1 pseudogene is annotated in these 867 nt (G+C 68.6%); it reads right to left on the reverse strand.

Annotated features, from left to right (window positions below):
* Nucleotides 1–867 (reverse strand): annotated as a pseudogene (locus tag AAC083_RS16080) (penicillin-binding protein 1C); the annotation flags it as partial.

Consider the following 867-nt stretch of genomic DNA (forward strand, 5'->3'; position numbering starts at 1 on the left):
GCTCAGCACCTGATCCCCGTCCCAACGCAGCCGCTGGCCATTGAGAAACCAGAACGGCTTGCCGACGCCACCCAGCACCTTGGGTTGCAGGCGATAGCGCTGGCTGCGGATAAGGTTGCCCTCCCCCAGCGCGACGATGCGAATGGGGGCTTGCAGCTCGGCGCTTTGCTCCTCCCCCGCACAACCGCTGGCCAGCAATGCCTGTCGCCGCTCACCGGGCTTGCGCCAGGGTTCCAGTGACAAGGGCCAAAGCGCCCGAAAACCGGCTTGCGCCGCATCCTGGCAGCGGGCCAGGGTCGGCTTGCCCTCGGCGGTCAGTGCAACTTGGCGCAGCGGAGAGGGCCAATCCATGGGGTCGGGCAAGGTGGGGGGATCGCGCGCTTCAAGCAACCAGGCGCTCTGGCGCTGCAAACAAGTCTGCGGCAGGGTCGCGCTCGCCTTGCGTCCCAGCGGCCAGCAGATCTCAGCCTCGCTCACCGTATTGGGCTGCACCGGCAGGGGGCTGTTGTCAGCCAGCCGCGAGTAAACCGATAGCAGCAGCGGCACCGCCGCACTCTGGCCGTAAAAACCGGGCAAGGGGGTGCCATCGGGGCGCCCCAGCCAGACGCCAATAGTCCAGCGACCGGAGACCCCCATCGCCCAGCTGTCGCGATAGCCGTAGCTGGTGCCGGTCTTCCAGGCCAGCCGGTTGACCCGGCCGGTCGCCTCGCTGGCAAAGGGCTGATCCGCCCGTCCCTGGGCGCTCAATATTTGCCAGATGATCCAGGCCGCCCCCGGGCTCAGCAAGGGGCGGGGCACCGCCTGCTGCCCCGCCAGCCAGACCGGCATCGCCACCTGCCCCTCACGGGTCAGCGCGCTGTAGAGTGC

This window comes from Aeromonas sp. HMWF014, assembly GCF_963878295.1.
GTDB classification, from domain to species: domain Bacteria; phylum Pseudomonadota; class Gammaproteobacteria; order Enterobacterales; family Aeromonadaceae; genus Aeromonas; species Aeromonas popoffii.